At 45.0% G+C, this 18,204-nt stretch carries 15 protein-coding genes; 13 read left to right on the top strand and 2 right to left on the bottom strand.

The genetic code is table 11. The features are described from left to right. Nucleotides 1-10 precede the first annotated feature (10 nt). Nucleotides 11-328 carry a phasin family protein gene (locus ACK8P5_RS23910; RefSeq protein WP_422658670.1) on the top strand — a complete coding sequence of 106 codons (318 nt, stop codon included), beginning with the start codon at nucleotides 11-13 and terminating at the stop codon, nucleotides 326-328. Further along, complete coding sequence (locus ACK8P5_RS23905) at nucleotides 329-1,999, top strand: ABC1 kinase family protein (protein ID WP_422658669.1); 1,671 nt, start codon at nucleotides 329-331, stop codon at nucleotides 1,997-1,999. Nucleotides 2,000-2,022: 23 nt separating this feature from the next. Here ACK8P5_RS23905 and ACK8P5_RS23900 read toward each other — a convergent pair whose 3' ends face one another. Next, the gene (locus ACK8P5_RS23900) at nucleotides 2,023-2,580 is read right to left on the bottom strand and encodes a hypothetical protein (RefSeq protein ID WP_422658668.1); all 558 of its coding nucleotides are present in this window, start codon (nucleotides 2,578-2,580) and stop codon (nucleotides 2,023-2,025) included. 99 nt (nucleotides 2,581-2,679) lie between these two features. Here ACK8P5_RS23900 and ACK8P5_RS23895 point away from each other — a divergent pair, with 99 nt between their 5' ends. From ACK8P5_RS23895 to ACK8P5_RS23865, 7 genes are all read left to right on the top strand, one after another. Continuing rightward, the gene (locus tag ACK8P5_RS23895; protein WP_422658667.1) at nucleotides 2,680-4,362 is read left to right on the top strand and encodes a DEAD/DEAH box helicase; all 1,683 of its coding nucleotides are present in this window, start codon (nucleotides 2,680-2,682) and stop codon (nucleotides 4,360-4,362) included. Nucleotides 4,363-4,457: 95 nt separating this feature from the next. Continuing rightward, a complete protein-coding gene (locus tag ACK8P5_RS23890) occupies nucleotides 4,458-4,805 on the top strand; it encodes a DUF3243 domain-containing protein (protein WP_422658666.1) in 348 nt (115 codons plus the stop codon). 463 nt (nucleotides 4,806-5,268) lie between these two features. Further along, nucleotides 5,269-6,279, top strand: a complete 1,011-nt coding sequence (locus ACK8P5_RS23885; RefSeq protein ID WP_422658665.1) for a cobalamin B12-binding domain-containing protein — start codon at nucleotides 5,269-5,271, stop codon at nucleotides 6,277-6,279. 40 nt (nucleotides 6,280-6,319) lie between these two features. Beyond that, nucleotides 6,320-8,035 carry an ATP-binding protein gene (locus tag ACK8P5_RS23880; RefSeq protein WP_422658664.1) on the top strand — a complete coding sequence of 572 codons (1,716 nt, stop codon included), beginning with the start codon at nucleotides 6,320-6,322 and terminating at the stop codon, nucleotides 8,033-8,035. Nucleotides 8,036-8,048: 13 nt separating this feature from the next. Beyond that, complete coding sequence (locus ACK8P5_RS23875; protein ID WP_422658663.1) at nucleotides 8,049-8,528, top strand: glutathione peroxidase; 480 nt, start codon at nucleotides 8,049-8,051, stop codon at nucleotides 8,526-8,528. 290 nt (nucleotides 8,529-8,818) lie between these two features. Then, nucleotides 8,819-10,180 carry an FAD-dependent oxidoreductase gene (locus ACK8P5_RS23870; RefSeq protein WP_422658662.1) on the top strand — a complete coding sequence of 454 codons (1,362 nt, stop codon included), beginning with the start codon at nucleotides 8,819-8,821 and terminating at the stop codon, nucleotides 10,178-10,180. A gap of 75 nt (nucleotides 10,181-10,255) precedes the next feature. Beyond that, nucleotides 10,256-10,963 (top strand): DUF4352 domain-containing protein, encoded by a 708-nt coding sequence (locus tag ACK8P5_RS23865; protein WP_422658661.1) that lies wholly within the window; start codon nucleotides 10,256-10,258, stop codon nucleotides 10,961-10,963. A gap of 92 nt (nucleotides 10,964-11,055) precedes the next feature. Here ACK8P5_RS23865 and ACK8P5_RS23860 read toward each other — a convergent pair whose 3' ends face one another. Next, nucleotides 11,056-12,471 (bottom strand): amino acid permease, encoded by a 1,416-nt coding sequence (locus ACK8P5_RS23860; RefSeq protein ID WP_422658660.1) that lies wholly within the window; start codon nucleotides 12,469-12,471, stop codon nucleotides 11,056-11,058. 264 nt (nucleotides 12,472-12,735) lie between these two features. Here ACK8P5_RS23860 and ACK8P5_RS23855 point away from each other — a divergent pair, with 264 nt between their 5' ends. The 4 genes from ACK8P5_RS23855 (at nucleotide 12,736) to ACK8P5_RS23840 (ending at nucleotide 18,170) form a co-directional block, all read left to right on the top strand. Further along, nucleotides 12,736-13,593 carry a formate/nitrite transporter family protein gene (locus ACK8P5_RS23855; RefSeq protein ID WP_422658659.1) on the top strand — a complete coding sequence of 286 codons (858 nt, stop codon included), beginning with the start codon at nucleotides 12,736-12,738 and terminating at the stop codon, nucleotides 13,591-13,593. Between the two features lie 294 nt (nucleotides 13,594-13,887). Further along, complete coding sequence (locus ACK8P5_RS23850; RefSeq protein WP_422658658.1) at nucleotides 13,888-15,954, top strand: molybdopterin-containing oxidoreductase family protein; 2,067 nt, start codon at nucleotides 13,888-13,890, stop codon at nucleotides 15,952-15,954. Between the two features lie 395 nt (nucleotides 15,955-16,349). Beyond that, nucleotides 16,350-17,243, top strand: a complete 894-nt coding sequence (locus ACK8P5_RS23845) for an ABC transporter permease (protein WP_422661567.1) — start codon at nucleotides 16,350-16,352, stop codon at nucleotides 17,241-17,243. Between the two features lie 27 nt (nucleotides 17,244-17,270). After that, nucleotides 17,271-18,170 (top strand): carbohydrate ABC transporter permease, encoded by a 900-nt coding sequence (locus ACK8P5_RS23840; RefSeq protein ID WP_422658657.1) that lies wholly within the window; start codon nucleotides 17,271-17,273, stop codon nucleotides 18,168-18,170. Nucleotides 18,171-18,204 lie beyond the last annotated feature (34 nt).

The following is an 18,204-nucleotide window of genomic DNA, read 5'->3' as shown; positions in this document are numbered from 1 at the left end:
GGAAAAAACCATGAGTGATCTTTTTAAAAAAGCAATCTCGCTAGGATTAGGCCTTACCGTAGTCAGCAAGGAAAAAGTTGAAAAAGTAGTGGATGATTTGGTGAAGCGGGGAGAGCTAGCCCCGGATGAATCTAAAGCGCTTGTGAGTCGCCTTATTGAGCGCGGAGATGAAGAGCAGTCCCAAATTAAGACGTTCATTCAAGATCAAGTAAAGCGTGTATTATCTGAACTGGATGTTCCGACAGAGAATGATATCGTCAGCCTGGAACAGCGGATTGCGGCTCTGGAGAAGAAAGTAGAAGAGCTGGAAGGGCCACGGTCCGAATAAATGGCTGTTCGTATTAGACATGCCGGAAGGTACCGGGAAATCGCCATGGCGCTTATGCGTCATGGCTTTGGCTATATGGTGGAGGAGATGGGACTGTTTCATATTCTCTCACTTCCTGTGAGATGGATATCTCATGAGGAGCCGGAGAGCATTAAACTGGGTGAGAGAATTCGGCGAGTACTCGAAGATTTAGGTCCGGCCTTCGTTAAGTTTGGCCAGTTGGCTAGCACGCGTTCGGATCTTTTACCGGACCATATTATACAGGAATTGGTGAAACTGCAGGAGCGGGTGCCTCCCTTTTCTTCAGAAAGCGCCAGGGCACTGATTGAGCATGAATGGGGGGTTCCTATTGATCAGGTGCTTCGCTCATTCGAGGACCAGCCGCTTGCCGCAGCTTCGATCGGTCAGGTACATACCGGGGTATTGAAGAGCGGAGAGACGGTTGCCATAAAAGTTCAGCGCCCTGGTGTTGAGAAGATGATTGGAAGAGATCTTGAAATTCTGAAGGACATGGTTTCTTTAGCGGAGAAACATTGGGATTGGGTGAAACAATACCGGGTTGATCGGATTGTAGACGAATTTGCCCGTGCGGTCTTGACCGAGATGGACTATAGTCATGAAGCGCGGAATTCAGAGAAGATCGCTGCAGGGTTTATCGAGAGCAAGGACTTTGAGATACCTTCAATATACTGGGAATATACAACATCTAGAGTACTTATGATGGAATATGTTGAGGGCATTACCCTGAGTAGAAGCAAGGAACTTGCGGACAAGGGATATGACTTGAAGGCGGTAGCCGAGCGTTTAATCGAGGGCATGCTCCACCAAATATTTATTGAAGGTTTTTTCCATGCGGATCCTCATCCCGGTAATTTACTGGTGAAGAAAGACGGGAAGCTGGTATTCTTGGATTTTGGCTTAGTGGGTCACCTGAGTGAGGATATGAAGGGCCATCTATCGGGGCTGATTATCGCACTGATGCGGCGGAGTACGGATGGCATGATTCGCTCCATTCTCCGCATGGGATTAGTACCGGATGAATGTGATCTTGAGAGTTTAAGATCCGATATGGAACGACTGAGAAATGAATATTTGGATGTTCCTTTTGCCCAGGTGAAAGTGGGAAAGGCGCTTAGTGATCTATTCGGTGTGGCGCAGCGTCATCAGATCATTCTGCCAGCAGATTTAACACTGCTCGGAAAGTCATTACTAACCCTTGAGGGTGTTATTGAGCAGCTGGATCCAAAGATCAGTATCATCGACATGGCTGAGCCCTTTGGTCGTAAATTACTTAAGGAACGTTACAATTCTCGCCGGATCGGGCGTAAGGTGTTAGATGGGGTAACAAGTCTTGCCGAAGGGTTGCTCGATCTACCAGGACAGGCCAGACAATTGTCTGCACTGATTAGTAAGGGGAAGCTGAAGGTAGAGATCAGTGTACCTGAACTACAGGCACTCATGCGTAAAATGGATCAGATCAGTAATCGCCTATCCTTCAGCATAGTACTGCTGGCGTTTAGCATCATCATGGTCGGCTTGATCATCGGTTCATCTTTAAGCCGTCAACCGACGATGCTATGGAATTTTCCAGCGATTGAGATTGGATTTATTGTAGCGCTGCTTATGGTGGCCTGGCTGCTGTACTCCATTTTTAAATCGGGAAGGTTCTAAAGCTTGAAAGGCTTGTAACACTCTTACGTGGAAGAGCGTAGCTGCTTTCGGTGATGAATGAAGGTCTGTACCCCCATAAGAAACCATTCGATAAGATGGTAGAATACTGCAATGGTTAGAGCCTGAAGAAACCCACTAACATGGAAACCTGGAATAACTATAGAGATCAAATACAGGAGACAGGTATCTGTGATCATCGTGATGCACTGTTTGGTATAGATGGAAGCATCCCTTCCAAGCCATAACCTTAGTAGGCCGATGCTAACGGGATGGACTAGACTCTCGAATAGGAGAAATAAGACGAGAACAACTAGTGCAAAACTGAGCAGGCTGCCTACATTCTCATAGGATATAATCTGAGTGTAGTTAGCTGTTGAATGAAATAACAAGTCGAACAAGACAGAAAATATCAGGACAGGTACAATGATAAATGTGGACAAGGTCGGAATGAGCCACAGCTTCATTCGCAAGGAAACTTGACCCTTACGATCCCTGCGCGTGATATAATTAATGGTCAGGTTCATGATTCCGAACAGCAACATGAGCACGAGGAAGGCTAGTATAAGCTGAACTGCATTCATACAAGTACCTCCTTGTCGTAAATATGAACTATACACTGACATTACCAGAGAGCGAAGCTTTTGTCAGTTTCTTTTGGAATGTCACTCTAAACAATCCGGATGTTACCGGGAAATACTATAAATGAGGTGGAACGTTTGCCGAACTTTCAACAATTGGGCATTGACGAACAAATGGTACGGACGCTAAAAGAACAAGGAATTACCGTGCCGACGCCGGTACAGCTGGAGAGCATTCCTCCACTGCTGGCTGGAAAGGATGTCATTGCCCGTGCACGCACCGGGACAGGCAAAACGCTTGCTTTTCTGCTACCCATTCTGCAGCGGATTGACCCGAAACGCGCATATCCACAAGCGCTGATTGTAGCGCCTACGCGTGAACTTGCTCTCCAAATAACAGAGGAAGCACGAAAGCTGACTTCCGGAGCAGAAGATGGAGTGAAAATCTTGGCTGTTTATGGTGGTCAAGATGTGGAGAAACAGCTTCGTAAGCTGGAGGGTGGACGTCATCTAATCATCGGAACACCAGGAAGACTTCTGGACCATTTACGCAGGGGTACATTGGAGCTTGGTGGCGTAAAACAACTCGTTCTAGACGAGGCTGATCAGATGCTGCACATGGGATTTTTGGATGAAGTAGAAGCTGTTATTGCAGCACTTCCGTATCGTCGCCAGACCATGTTGTTCTCCGCTACGATGCCTGCAGGTGTGAAGCAGCTGGCAGGTAACTATATGAACCAGCCAGAGGATATTGTAATTAAAGGTGCTTCCCCAATCCCACTTGAGCAGATTAAGCAAGTAGTTGTGGAGTGCAGTGACCGTGCTAAGCAGGACGCACTTCGAGGTATGATTGAACAGTATCGTCCGTTCTTGGCGATTATTTTCTGCCGGACGAAACGCCGGGCATCGACACTGAACGAAGCATTGTTAGCTCACGGCTATCAATCAGACGAGCTCCACGGTGATTTGTCTCAAGCCAAACGGGAAGCGGTAATGAAGCGATTCCGGGATGCGAAGCTACAGCTTCTGGTAGCAACGGATGTTGCGGCTCGGGGATTAGACGTGGAAGGTGTCACTCATGTATTTAACTACGATATTCCGCATGATGTAGAGAGCTATATTCACCGAATTGGCCGGACAGGCCGTGCCGGTGGTAATGGTATGGCCATCACATTCGCATCTCCAAGAGATCGTGGAGAGCTGGAGAAGATCGAACAGGGCATTTCACTACGTCTGAAACGGACTCGCTGGGATGGTGCAAGCGGTGAGATGCGTGAATCTACCGGAAATAGTAGTTTAGGTGAAGGCAGACCACGCAGAACGGCTTCAGGAGCGTCACGTGATCGTGATCGTTCCGGATCGGATCGCAGCAGTGGCAACCGCACAAGCCGTGCTCGGGATATCTCTGCTGCACGTGACTATGATCGAGGTGAGGGGCGCAGACGTCCAGAGGCAGGAGGACGTGGTGGTAACGCTTCGCGTTCCCAAGAAGCTCGCGGTAGTCGCAGTGAGGCTTCGGCAGGGACAGGAAGTGCACGGAAGAATAAAGACAATCGCAGACAGGATACACGTCAAGGGGCAAGATCAGGTGCACCGAGCAGTGATCGTGGTCAGGGCGGTTGGAGCAAAGGTGGTACAGGCTCCGGGCGTAAAGCTCCAGAGGGAGCTGGCAAGGCTAGAACCTCAGGCGGCGGCCGTGGAACGAACGGACCAAGCCGAGGTGGGACTGCGAACCGTGAGGGTGGACGAAGCCAAAGCGTTGGCCGTCGTGGCCGTAATCGCTAATCGATGCAAGAATAATGTAAATTCATAGATTCAAGCTGTTTTGGGCAGGTTAAGTAAAATACGTTACCATAGTCAATGTATAAGGAGGCGTTACCATGTCTGAACATAATCATGTAGTGAAGAAAAATGGTGATTTGGATATGAGTAAGATGGATGACGCAATCAGCCGGATTGACGATGGCGAAAAGGATCGAATTTTAAAGAACTTCGACTCTTTCAAATCGTATTTACACCAGCGCATTCAACTGGCACAAAGTATCGGCTTGAATGATGAACAGCTTGCTCAAGCAGCTGAGAAGGTGGCCGGATATTTGGCCGCGAACGAAGAACCACGTAACAGTGAAGAGAAATTGTTACAAGAATTGTGGAAAGTCGGCACACAGGAAGAGCAGCATAAGCTTGCTCATCTGTTAGTTAAGTTGGCTCAAGGCAAGGCAGAATAGTAACAGTAGATAATGAAGTGTCAAATCCTTCTTTCGACGCAAGTCGGAGAAGGATTTTTTTGTTTTTATTTTAGTGGGGTTAACATAATTCGACAGGATCCTACCCTCTGCGTTCGAAATATGATCTGATTTGCGTTATAATACAGATAACCAGAAAATACTATTCATTCATCATATAGATAGGAATATCTTTCACAAAAGGTTTTTCTCAAGAGTATGTATCGCCCTGTCTGCTGTACAGGACGTGAGTTGAGAGAGCACAGGAAGTAGTGATAGGACTATCAGAATGGGAGCCGGTCTGTTGATGAACAGCCCGGCTTTCTTATAACTCTTACAGAACAATAATGAATCGGTTGAACAGCAGTGATCACGGTTTCGGCGGAGTGAATAGTGCGAGGAGGTATGCACCCTGAGCATACAACATAGCACCGCAGGAGAGAAACTGTTAACTCAGGCGGGAGATTTGGCAGATTGGGTTACGGACAAACAGTATACACGGCAACCTGATTTGATAGAGCGTTTCGGCCCCTTAGGCAGAATGAGAACCAAACAGGATTCGTTATACACCTTGAATTACTTAGCCGAGAGCGTTCTTGTGAACAGTTCGACACTGTTTATTCACTATGTATCTTGGCTAAAAGTTTTACTTGCAGGATACAAGGTATCTGATGAGGATGTGAGAGTGAATCTGGAGACAATTAGAGAGGCAATTGTTGAGAAATTCGAGCATCCTGACAAATCGTTGGTTCTGAAGCATCTCGAATTAGCAATGAATGAGCCAGCGTCCCCAACTCCAAGTTTTATTAAGCCGGATAGCCCTTTAGCTGCAGAGGCGGAGGCTTATCTGAAGGCATTACTAGATGGCGAGCGACGACAAGCTGTAGCTATCGTTCATCAGCTCATGGATGAAGGTGTTCCGGTTAAAGCATTGTATAAGCATATTTTTCAAGCAACCCAATATGAGATTGGACGTTTATGGCATAATAAGACGCTTACTGTTGCACAGGAACATTATTGTACCGCGGTTACGCAGTCGATTATATCGAGTCTCTACCCTCATTGGATCGGAAAAGGACACAAGGGTCTGCGGATGATAGCAGCTTGTGTTGGAAGTGAAATGCATGAGATCGGACTACGCATGGTTGCGGATACGTTTGAGATGGAGGGCTGGGATACCTACTACTTGGGTGCCAATGTACCTGACCAGAGTATAGTGCAAGCTATTGTGGAATATAAAGCGGATCTAATCGCTATTTCTGCTACGATGACTTATCACGTTCATCTGGTGCGCGAGTTGATCATGAAGATCAAAGCGGAACCTTCTGCTTGCAGCGTAAAGATCATGGTTGGGGGCTTTCCCTTTAATCTAGATCCAAACTTATGGCAAGAAGTAGGTGCCGATGGATATGCGCCAGATGCCGAGACTACGGTATCTTTAGCAGAAGAGCTTGTTACTCCTATAATTAATAGTTGAGTACGAGGGTGGTGTAAACCACCAGGAAGGGGGTAATCCCTTGCAACCATCCAATAGTGAAATGGATCATTTGAAGAATACGATCGAGCGTTTATCTGACCAAATTATTCGCAGTAAAGCACAGGAAGAAAAGGCATTAACTGAGTTTTCCGCAATGAATAACGAACTAGTTACTTTACAACGTCAATTAGCAAAGACAAATGCGGAGCTTACAGAGGCACGTATTGCTGCCGAGCGGGCCAACGAAGCCAAGAGTTCACTTCTAGCCATGATTAGTCATGAGATTAGAACCCCGATGAGCGGTATTATTGGTATGACGGAGCTTATAGAGAGTGAAGAGCTATCTACTGAACACCGTGAAATGATGAATGTGATACAAGATTCAGCGGGATTATTATTAAATATGATCAATGACCTGCTGGATTTATCTAAAATAGATGCTGGCAAAATGGAACTCAAGACGGAGCAAGTTCGGATTAAGAGCATAATTGACCATATCGTTAAACTACTTGATATTAAAATTAAAAATAATGGGAATATCCTACTATTTCATATAGATGAGGAATTGAATGAGAATCTCATCGGAGATTCTGGTCGATTGACTCAAATTTTACTCAACTTGTTGAGCAATGCGAATAAATTTACGAGCTATGGCCATCTGAACCTACGAGTGAAATTGCTAGAAGACGCAGAGGATTACCAGTATATCCGCTTTGAGGTAGAGGATAACGGGATCGGAATATCGTTGGAGGATCAGGATAGACTATTCCAGCCCTATACTCAGACAGATGAAGGGAGTTCACCTCAGTATGGCGGTACTGGACTCGGGCTTTCGATATGTAAATCTTTTGTTGAACTAATGAATGGACAGATCGGGGTGGATAGTGAGCCAGGAAAAGGCTCCTGTTTCTGGTTTGAAGTTCAGCTTCAAAAAGGTGACCGAGCTGTGAATTCTGATCATGAGGATCCACAAAACCATTCAAATCTGGATCTAGAACGATTAGATAACCGTACAGTGAATGTGTCAGCGCCGGTTCTTGTTGCTGAAGATAACCCCATTAATCGTCAAGTGATCGTGATGCAACTTAGAAAGCTGGGTGTTCACGATGTTGATACCGTTAACGACGGCGAAGAAGTCATCCTTGCAGCCCGGAGAAGAAATTATTCATTAATATTTATGGACCATATGATGCCGAAGATAAAGGGTTTGGAAGCTGCTGTAAGAATTCGAGAACATGAAACCGCCAAGGCGTCAGGACATGTTCCGATCATAGCATTAACAGGCAATGCAAGTGAAAGTGTGCTGGAGCAATGTTTGAATGCTGGGATGAATGATTACTTACCGAAACCATCCACAGTGGGACCGCTTGCAAAAATTTTGCGAAGATGGCTTCCATATGCTCAAGAATCGTTGATTCTCGATGATTCAATCATTCGGGAAATTCAAGCTCTGAGTAAGGGGGAAGAGAGCGATTTGTTATCCGTTCTTTTTCAAATGTATACTGAAGATACACCAGGAAAAATAAATGACCTTCAGCAGGCTGGAGAGGACCTTGACACGGATAGGATTGCGGCTGTAGCACATGATCTTAAATCAAGCAGTTTAAGTCTGGGAATTGTCCGTTTATCTGACATATTGACCCAGATTGAGACGGCTGCTAAAGAGGGCCGGATCGATACCTACAAGGAAACGGTGAAATTATTGCTACCAGCTTATGAAGAAGCATGTGAAGCATTACAACAGTACCTACAATGAGGAGGAAATGAAGATGACAATTTACGAGATGAAAGCAGTCAATCCAGCAGGGCAGGAGGTCTCCTTAGAGCAATATAAGGGAAAAGTCATACTGATTGCGAACACAGCCAGCAAATGCGGGTTGACTCCACAATACGGAGAGCTTCAGAAGCTCTATGATCAGTATCAGGCTCAGGGCTTAGAGATTCTTGGATTCCCTTGTAATCAATTCGGCGCACAGGAGCCAGGTACGAGTGAAGAGGCAGCTTCATTCTGCCAGATTAACTATGGTGTCACCTTCCCTGTATTTGCTAAAGTAGTTGTGAATGGGGAAGCGGCAGATCCATTATTCCGTTACTTAAAGAAGGAGCAACCCGGTGATTCACCAGATGGGGAAATCGTATGGAATTTCACGAAATTTCTAGTGGATCGTAACGGTAAGGTGGCTGCTCGGTTTGAGCCGAAAGAAGCACCTGAAGTCATGAAGGAAGCCATCGAATCGCTGCTTGGATAACTCGTTTATACAGTTGAACTTAGCTATTAGGATAACCACTGGATTGAGGCTTTACGCCTTGATTCGGTGGTTTTTTTGTGTCGGTGCGATATATCACACTGTGGTTGTGAAAATGTGAACAAAGTGTAAAGATTAACGAATGTCTCTTGCAATGTGAAATTTATCACACTATAATGGGTAACAAGAAGTTAAGGTGAAATTTTTCACATTATCTTCGAATGTGAAGCATGATTGTGTAGGAAGACGACCATATTAAACAAGTACAGATCCATCCTGAGGAGGAACCAATCATGAAAGTAGCAGTAATCGGATGTACACATGCCGGAACGGCAGCTATAGTTAATACAGCTAATCTTTATCCTGATGCTGATATTACCGTGTATGAACGCAATGATAATATCTCTTTCTTGTCTTGTGGTATTGCTCTTTATGTCGGTGGCGTTGTGAAGGATCCAGATGGATTGTTCTATTCATCACCAGAGAAACTTGCTGAACTTGGTGTGAACACGAAGATGCTTCATGAAGTTATATCGGTGGATACAGACAAAAAGACGTTGCAGGTACGTCGTATGGAGACAGGGGAAACTTTTGAGGACAGTTTTGATAAGCTGATTGTGACGACAGGCTCATGGCCAATTGTGCCTAAGCTGGATGGAATTGAACTTGATAATGTATTGCTCTCCAAGAACTACAGCCATTCGAATACGATTATAGATAAAGCTAAGCAAGCCAAACATATTACCGTTGTTGGGGCAGGCTATATAGGAGTAGAACTGGTAGAGGCTTTCGAGGCCAATGGTAAACAGGTTACGTTGATTGACAGTGCAGATCGAATACTGAATAAGTACTTGGATGCGGAATTCAGCGATAAGATTGAAGATGCGTTCCGAGAAAAAGGTATTGAGCTTGCACTCAATCAGACAGTGCAATCTTTTCAAGGTCAAGATGGAAAGGTCAACCGTGTGATTACAGATAAGGGTGAGATTGAAACCGATCTGGTTATTCTTTGTATCGGATTCCGCCCTAACACAGAGTTGCTAAAAGGCCAAGTAGATATGCTTCCGAATGGTGCGATCATTGTAGATAAATATATGCAGACGAGTAAGAAGGACGTGTACGCAGCTGGAGATAGTTGTTCCGTTCACTATAACCCAACAGGGAAGAATACGTATATTCCTCTTGCGACGAATGCTGTCCGGATGGGAACGCTCGTGGCCCGGAATCTGGTGCAGCCAACAACCGAGTATTTGGGAACTCAAGGAACCTCGGGATTAAAAATATATAACTTGAACATTGCTTCAACTGGGCTAACAGAAGGAGCTTGTGCAGATGAGAATATGGATGTGGATACCGTCACGATCACGGATCATTACCGGCCGGAGTTCATGCCGACCTTTGAATCGGTAACCTTAAAGGTTGTGTTTGAGAAAAATAGTCGTAGAATGGTTGGTGCCCAGATCATTTCGGAGGCAGATCTAACACAATCGATGAATACCTTGTCGGTATGTATCCAGAATAAAATGACCATTGACCAGCTGGCATTTGTAGATTTCTTCTTCCAACCGCATTACAATAAACCTTGGAACTTCCTCAATTCTGCCGGACTTGCAGCGTTGCCTGAAGTGAAGAGTGAACAATTAAGTCACACGTAATCGACATTTTTGAGGTTATTACACCATGAAATCGTATAATTCGCTTTAAAGCCTCCCTGTAAAGGGGGGCTTTTTTTGTCTTTTTGGCAGGAATATGGAAGGATATGGCGAAAATATTATTTAAGCTATAGAGAAGAGAAGTTAATGTTGGAGGGATACGAAACGATGACAATACGCAGAATGATCATCATAACAGCGGCTATATGCGGATTAATACTGACAGCAGCATGCTCGAATGATAATCAACCAGATTCTTTTAAAGAGACCTTAACGACGACAATGACACAGAAGGATAAAGGTGAGAAGCAGACGGAGACTGGGAATGAGCCGAATCGTGAACCAGAGAATTTGGATTCCATTCTAACTGAAGTTCAGTCGAAGACAATAGAGGAACCTTCAGATCAACCAGCCAGTCTGGGTGAATGGCTTAATTATCATGGCATGATTATTCGAGTCGATTCGATCAGGGAATCAGCCGGGGACGACTACTTGAAGCCACAGGAAGGAAACGTCCTGAAGGTACTTGAAATTACCGTGGTTAACACAGGAGACAAGGAGCAGGTTGTGTCCTCAGCCCTCTCGTTTAGTTTATCGGATGACCGTGGTCAGACGCATATGCCTGTAGTGACTTCTGATATTAAACAGAGTCTTGACGGTGTTGTTGCACCAGATCAGGTGCTTCGTGGAGAAATTCCTTATGAAGTCAGCAAGAACGCCAAGGATTTGAAGCTGACCTTTGCGATTCCGTTATTGGAGGGAGAAGCGGTTTGGTCTCTTGATTAATAAATATAAGGCCGTCCTTGAATAAAGGGACCATTCCAGCACATGTGTGCTATTGGAACGGTCCCTTTGTTAATTGTAGAGAGATAAGAGGTTTACTCCGCATCCCCCAGTTCGTTTTTACCCAGTCTGCTGTTTCGATATCCGTATGCTGCGTAAATAATAACACCAATGAGTAGCCAAATGATAAAGCCGATCCAAGTGATCGTCTGCAGCGTTGTTAGCAGGTAGACACAGCTTATGGCAGCGATTAACGGTAGCCATGGAACAAAAGGCACACGGAAGGTGCGCTTTAGATCTGGATGGGTTTTGCGCAGAACGATGATCCCGAGCGATACAGAAATAAAGGCAAATAATGTGCCGATACTTGTCAGGTCGGCTAGGTGACCAAGTGGAACCAAGCCGGAGAACAAAGCGACGGCAATACCCGTTACCCAAGTGCTGAATTTCGGAGACTGGGTTTTCGGGTCAACAGAGCTCATTTTTTTAGGAAGTAGTCCGTCACGACCCAGTGAATACAGTAGTCTGGATTGTCCATACATCACGCCCATAAGAACGGTAGTCAGACCGGCGACTGCACCAAGGGAGATGAAATAAGACATCCAGTCCTGCTGGATATACAGAAGTGCAAACGCGACGGGATCTTTCACGTTTAGCAGATTATAAGGTACAAGTCCGGTAAGCACTGCTGTAACAGCCACATACAGAATGGACACGATAACGAGGGATCCTATAATGCCAATGGGGAGATTTTTCTGTGGTTGTTTAACCTCCTCCGCTGCTGTAGCAATAACATCAAAACCGACATATGCCAAGAAGGCAATTGCAGCACCCGTCACCACCCCTTCGAATCCGAAAGGCATGAAAGGTGTCCAGTTATCTGGTTTAACGAAGAATGCCCCAACGACGATAAATAGGAGAACAACAGAAACCTTGAGATATACCATGAATGTGTTCAGACGCGTGGATTCCTTAGCACCTCGGGATATGATCCAAGCAATGGTTAATGCAATTAGGATGGCTGGTATGTCGATGTAGGTTCCCGCTGCTGGATTAAAAGCACTGCTAATAGCCTTTGGCAGGTGAATACCGAATCCGGACAATATGCCCTGAATGTATCCGGACCAGCTGCTGGCGACAAGTGCACTGGCAAAGCCATATTCCAATATGAGATCCCAACCTAGAATCCAAGCGGCCCCTTCACCGAATGTAGAGTAGCTGTAGGTATAGGCACTCCCTGATACAGGTACAGTTGAGGCAAACTCTGCGTAGCATAACGCGCAGAATACACAGACAATGCCTGCCAGTATGAACGAGAGGATAAGTCCTGGACCTGCGTGAGTAGCGGCTGTGACACCTGTTAATACAAAAATGCCCGTTCCCACAATCGAGCCTACACCAAGGACGATGAGGTCCATAGCACCCAGTTGTTTTTTTAAAGAAGAACGAACTTCTCCACCGTGCAGCACGGGGATCGGCTTCTTGCGAAGCAGCTTGTGTTTCAAACTCATAAATGGAGTCTCCTAGATGTTTATTTAGATAGATTTCCCGATGTATGACCCATCCATTCCGTCATTATAATGAAAAAGAAAACTCATTTAAAGCCATAAAGCGTAGAAGTGCTGAGCCGATGCAGGAAACAACAGAAACGTGACATAGTTTACGTTCGAAATTTTTCGTCTGCGTTACAATGAAAACAAACGATAAAATTCATGAAAATACAGAGCAACTGTTTTACAGGATACAAAGTCAATAGGGATAGAGGGGATAGAGAGATGGCATTTTATAAGCCGCAACAGATTGCAGAAATCACAGTGGAAAATGGCGTCAAAAAAGCGCATAATCCGCTTTTAACCGTACTCATTCTTGGCTTCTTAGCTGGAGCATTTATAGCACTCGGTTTTTTGCTTGATATACGAGTCATCGCTGGCGCACCCAAGGAGTGGGGAAGCATTGCCGGGTTTATCGGAGCAGCGGTGTTTCCAGTTGGTCTTATCTTAGTACTGCTTGCCGGTGGTGAGCTGCTTACAGGTAATATGATGGCGGTGTCGCTGGCCAAGATATCCAAGCGTATTACTTGGGGCGAAGTCTTTAAGAATCTAACGCTGATTACACTCAGTAACTTTGTAGGCGCGCTTTTTGTTGCTTATTTCTTTGGGCATGTGGTTGGACTGACCAGCAGTGGGGTCTATCTGGATAAGCTCGTGGATATGGCGGGACATAAGCTCGATGATAGCTTCCTGCAGGCGTTTATTTCGGGGATTGGTTGCAATTGGCTTGTTGCACTCGCAGTGTGGCTATCCTATGGATCTGATTCAATGAGCGGCAAAATTCTTGGGATTTGGTTCCCGACCATGGCCTTCGTAGCGATCGGATTTCAGCACGTAGTGGCGAATATGTTCTTGATCCCGGCAGCGATCTTTGAAGGTTATTTCAGCTGGGGCGAATATGTTATGAACTTTATTCCTGTGTGGTTAGGTAATTTGACGGGAGGAGCCGTGTTCGTTGCACTGGCATACTGGGCTGTGTATCTGAAGGACGGTAAACCGGAAGCAAAGACGCAGCTTACTGAGGTACCTGCATATAATAAATCTGTGGCTCAAACAAGCGAAATGACACAGAAGCGTGCTTAACTTTTATATCCATTTTATGATCAAAATAAAACAAATTAGCCATGCCGGGTTTCGGGGGAAGAAACACGGCATGGCTAATTTTTTTGGGAGTGGTCCATGATACGGCAAGAAGAGAAAGGGTCTGGGTTCCTCTTCGTTGCTCTTGATACGAACTTACCCGGCTAGCTAGGGGATGAAACATCTAATGAATAATTTTACATAAAAGTTGGATGTTTTTAACGTCGTATTCACTTTACGAGAAGAGTCTTCCCGTTTTAAGATAAAGGAATCGATGCAGCTAGGAGGGTTAACGGAATGATTCATGAAGAGAATGGTGTATTTCCGGCGGTATGCCCGCTGGATTGTCCGGATACTTGCGGCCTTTTGCTGCATAAAGAGAACGGGAAGATTGTGAAGGTGGCCGGGAATCCGGATCATCCGGTTACAAAGGGTGCGATCTGCAATAAGGTTCGGAATATGGCGGAGCGGGTGTACCACCCGGAACGACTTCGATATCCTTTGCGCCGAGTGGGGCCGAAGGGAGAAGGGGTTTTTGAACGGATTAGCTGGGACGAAGCTATCACAGAAATTACAGATCGCTTTAAGTCATTATCCGAAGAGTATGGTTCTGAGAGCATTCTGCCTTATAGTTTTTATGGCAATATGGGCGTGCTTAGTGTGGATGGAATGGATCGGCGTTTCTTTAACGCACTTGGCTCAAGCAAGCTGAAGCAGAGTATTTGCAATTCTGCCGGTACGGCAGGCTGGACATCCGTGATGGGCTTTAACGGGGGAACGTTACCGGAGGAGACCATTCATGCAGATATGATCATCGTCTGGGGTGCTAATATCGTAAGTACGAATATGCATCAAGTGATACTAGCCGAGAAGGCCCGCAAGAATGGGGCTAAGGTGGTCGTAATCGATGTGCATCGAAACCAGACAGGCCAGTGGGCGGATTGGTTCATTCCTCTTCACCCAGGTACAGATACAGCGCTTGCCGTAGGATTGATGCATATTTTGTTCCGCGATGGTCTTGTGAATGAGGCATTTATGGAGCAGTACACTGTGGGACATGAAGAGCTTAGTCAGCATGTTCAACAATATACACCTGAGTATGTTTCGTCTATTACAGGGATACCAGCTGAGCAGATTGAGCAATTAGCTGAAATGTATGGTCGTGCAGAAGCGGCTTATATCCACATTGGGAACGGGCTTCAACATCATGATAATGGTGGGATGGCTGTGCGTAGCATTGCATGTCTTCCGGCAATTACAGGGCACTGGTTAAAAACAGGCGGCGGCGCTTCGAAGTCAAACGGTGGATATAACAGTATGAATAGCGATGCACTAGAGCGGCCTGATCTGCGCCCCAATCCCGAAGCGCGTACGATTAATATGAACCGAATTGGCGAGGCGCTTGCCCTGACAGAGAATCCGGTGAAGGGACTGTTTGTTTATTGTAGTAATCCGCTCGTCGTAGCACCGGATACAGAGCGCGTTCGTACCGGATTTGCACGTGAGGACCTGTTTACTGTTGTCCATGAATTATTTATGACAGATACAGCCAAGTATGCTGATATCGTGCTGCCAGCTACTTCTTCATTTGAGAACACGGATGTCTTCGGCTCCTATTGGCATCAGTATATTCAATTGCAAGAGCCGGTTATTGCCCCTATTGGCGAGAGTAAGAGCAATGTAGAGTTATTCTCTCTTTTGGGACAAGCCATGGGATTTAATGAAGCTGCATTTGCAGAGAGTGAAGAAGATATGATTGCTCGAGCATTGGATTACCCAGATAATCCGTATTTAAACGGAGTGACACTCAGCGGTTTGAAGGAACATCGTCATGTGAAGCTGGATATGTCTCCATATGCCTCATATTTAGACAATTTACCAACGGCCTCCGGCCGAATTGAGTTGTATTCAGCAAGCTTAGAAGCTGCTGGGCTCCCCCCGTTACCTACCTATGTACCATTAAAAGAAGGATACGATGGAGTCCGCCGAGGCCGAGGACATAAATATCCACTCATGTTCATTTCTCCACCAAATCATAATTTTCTGAATTCGACGTTTGCCAATGTTCCTAAGCATCAGAAGCTGGAAAAAGAACCTTTCCTGCAAATTCACCCAGAAGATGCTGCGGAGAGAAAAATTGAGGATGGTATGTGGATAACTGTATACAATGACCGGGGTACCTTTGAGGTGCGAGCTAAGGTAACAGATAAAATGCTTCCTGGTACCGTTGTAAGCCAGGGTCTGTGGTGGGAAGGAGAAGGTCGAAAACAGCGGGCGAATGCCCTTACTTCTGATCGGTTGTCTGATCTTGGAGAAGGAGCGACATTCTTTTCGACGGTGGTAGAGGTTAAACTGAAAGATTAAAGGAACTAAATAGGAGTACTTACGAAAGATCCGTTTCGCTTGAATAGGACTTAGTAACTGGAATAAAGTTGAAAAATAGAGGCTGCCTTCTAGGTCAATAAGACCTACATGGCAGTTTTTTTATTTTGATATAAATTTATACTTTTATAACATTTTCCTGCCGAAGTATAAAAAATCGGGGTTTTATTATATAGTTTCAATATATTTCCAAAGGTAGAATGATATTAGGTCAAATGCAAACGATTAGTAATGGAGTGGAAACGCATTCAGAGAATCGCTGCGCATTATATCATTTTTACGGGAGGAAGAAGATGCCACAATCTACAGCGGGACAGCAGCAAACACCGATTTCCCGGCAGCCAAAGGTCCATAACAAGAGTTTCTTGAAACGCTTAATGAAGCAATGGGATGTTCAGCTTATGGTCATTCCAGGAATTGTTCTGGTTTTCATTTTTGCCTATCTGCCGATGTACGGTGTAATTACCGGATTTATGGATTACAGCATATTTACAGGTTCACGGATTTTTGAAAACCCATGGGTTGGTTTAAAACATTTCGAAGCATTTTTTAATGCTCCTGAGTTTGAGAGGATTATTCGGAATACGATTGTTATCAGTTTACTTAAATTTTTCATCGGTTTTCCGGCACCGATTATCCTAGCACTCTTATTGAATGAAGTTCGTCATATGTTTTTCAAAAGAATAATCCAGTCCATTACATACCTGCCTCACTTCTTGTCTTGGGTTATAGTCGCGGGATTTGTCATGGCAATGTTATCCACAGAGAACGGTAGTGTAAATATGCTGCTTCAGAGTGTGGGAGCCATCGATGAACCGATTAACTTCCTTTCTATTAAGGAATATTTCTGGTCAATCCTGATTTCGGCCAACGTATGGAAAGAGATTGGATTTAACTCGATTGTTTATCTTGCAGCCATAGCCAGTATTGATCCAGCTCTGTATGAAGCCGCAGACATTGACGGGGCTAGCAAGACAAAGCAGATTTATCTGATTACAGTTCCTTCCATCATGCCAGTTGTTATTATTTTCATGATCCTGGCCATTGGTAACTTGCTCAATGCAGGTTTCGAAGATATCTTGCTCTTGGCTTCCAACCCTGTACTGAGGCCGGTAGCTGATGTTGTTGATACATATGTCTACCGAGTCGGTCTAGGTTCAAATCGCTATTCTTACGGAGTTGCGATTGGATTGTTCAAAGCAGTCATCAGCATAGTACTGCTTACGATCGCGAACTATGTGGCCCGAAGATCAGGTAACAGTCTATGGTAATTATCAGTAGCCTTCAGGAGGTACAGCATGCTAAAGAGAATTAGTCTTGGTGACAAGATCATGATTATCACGATCTATGTATTTCTTTCTTTACTGGCCTTTTCTGCACTTTATCCATTCTGGAATGCAATTGCCGTATCCTTTAACCAGGGTGTGGACACGGCTAAAGGCGGAATTACTTTCTGGCCCCGAGAATTCACATTGGAGAATTACAAAATCATATTGAAGGATGAGCGATTGGGTAATGGATTTCTTATATCCATTAGTCGGACTATAATCGGAACCGCAACTTCGATACTAATGACTGCCATCTTGGCATTCGGAATGACTCGTAGCTATTTGATCGGCCGGAATTTTTATATGGTGTTCTTTGTATTCACAATGTACTTTGCGGGAGGATTGATTCCGACTTATCTCCTAATTCGTTCGCTTGGTTTGATGAACAGCTTCTGGGTGTTTATTATTCCGTCCTTAGTTAGTGTGTGGAACATGATTATATTCCGAACTTTCTTTAGAGGTCTCCCTGCTGGGTTGGAAGAGTCAGCTAGTATTGATGGCTGCAGCAACTGGGGAATGTTCTTCCGGATTATACTTCCGCTGTCCGGTCCGGTTATCGCAACCCTATCGTTGTTCACAGCGGTAGGCCACTGGAACGATTGGTTCCTACCAAGCATCTATATCACTACTGAAAGTTTATTGCCAATACAGACGATTTTAAGGCAGACGCTGAATGCCAATATTGTAACGAATTCGAATGCCATACTTGATAGTGCTTCGGTAATGTTAATGAATCGATCCAAACAAATCACATCAAAGTCACTCACAATGGCGATGATGATTGTGGCCACCTTGCCAATCGTTCTTGTATATCCTTTTGTACAGAAGTACTTTGTAAAAGGTGTTCTTGTAGGATCGCTGAAAGAGTAATTTTACGTACGGTTTAAGGCGAATAGCTTTGAAC

This window comes from Paenibacillus sp. EC2-1, from assembly GCF_049311625.1.
Classification (GTDB): domain Bacteria; phylum Bacillota; class Bacilli; order Paenibacillales; family Paenibacillaceae; genus Paenibacillus_AQ.
This window is presented reverse-complemented; position numbering and strand designations above follow the sequence as displayed.